This is a genomic window from Streptococcus pseudopneumoniae (genome assembly GCF_001072665.1).
GTDB lineage: Bacteria > Bacillota > Bacilli > Lactobacillales > Streptococcaceae > Streptococcus > Streptococcus pseudopneumoniae_S.
On the sequence record NZ_JVJI01000079.1, the window covers coordinates 1 to 933 of the forward strand.

The 933-nt window shown below is 37.3% G+C and carries 2 protein-coding genes and 1 pseudogene; all 3 read left to right on the forward strand.

The features are described 5' to 3' along the window. Window positions 1-293, forward strand: a 293-nt coding sequence (locus ADH52_RS04665; RefSeq protein WP_049510382.1) for a hypothetical protein, incomplete at its 5' end; no start/stop codon positions are given. Between the two features lie 12 nt (window positions 294-305). After that, window positions 306-728, forward strand: coding sequence for a hypothetical protein (locus ADH52_RS04670; RefSeq protein ID WP_042749694.1), 423 nt, complete (start codon window positions 306-308; stop codon window positions 726-728). Window positions 729-789: 61 nt separating this feature from the next. Beyond that, a pseudogene (locus ADH52_RS11285) lies at window positions 790-933 on the forward strand (hypothetical protein); the annotation flags it as partial.

Here is a 933-nt window from a genome sequence, read left to right on the forward strand (position 1 = left end):
GTCGTATCTTTGAGATTAATCCTTCTGATTTTAACGAATATTTATTAGGTAGGAGAACGGCACATGAAATTGACTTTAAAGCGCAGAATGATTGCTGGCCTCTAACGGAAGAAGAAAAGAATGAAATAAGAAAAAATAGAGCTAGAGAAAAACCAATTGTGCTGATTTCCAACCGTAAAAATCAGTTGCTTTTTAGTAAGAAAGAACTTGAAATACTTATTCCCAAAGCCGAACAGCAATGGATAGAATCAATGGGGAAACTTCCAGACGATTATGTATCACCACTTAAGTAAAAGAGGTTTGAAATGAAACCAACAAAACTAGGCTGGGAAGATGTTATCCAGTTTGAAGAGGTAAAAGGTTATGGTCAGCATATCTGGAGAGATGGTAATCATTTTTATTACGTTACTGAGGAGGGAGGAATTGCCCCTCAGCGAGTGGTTTATGAATTACCAAATGAGTTATTTGCCTTACTAGAGAGTGGGGAGAGAACGATACGAGAAGTATCTTATAGAGTAAAGAACAATTGTTGGCCACCGACGGAAGAAGAAAAGAAAGCTAGTGAGAAACAATTTGTATTAAAAGGCTTAACTCCTTTAATAGCTAGTCCTAAGAGTTGGGAATTATTTACTCAGGAAGAGCTTGAGACATTAATTCCACTTGCGGAAAAAAAATGGATTGACTGGAGAGGTAAGCTTCCAGATGATTATGTTTCACCATTGAAATAGCTTGTAAGGAACTTGTTTATACACTGTTAGTTGTAAGCAAGTTCCTGTTTTTACATTAAGTGAAAATCTCCAAGGTCAGGCCATCTCGAGTATGCGCAGTTACCTAGTAGAGGTGCATGGGACTCTTCTTCAAACTCTGGTTAACCTGATGAATGACTACTCAACTAATCTCCTACTGTACAAGGATGGTTACTATCAAATTGAT

Bases quoted from the DNA above. Each gene is read 5' to 3' on its own strand.
- ADH52_RS04670 (WP_042749694.1), top strand. From the start codon at position 306: ATGAAACCAACAAAACTAGGCTGGGAAGATGTTATCCAGTTTGAAGAG.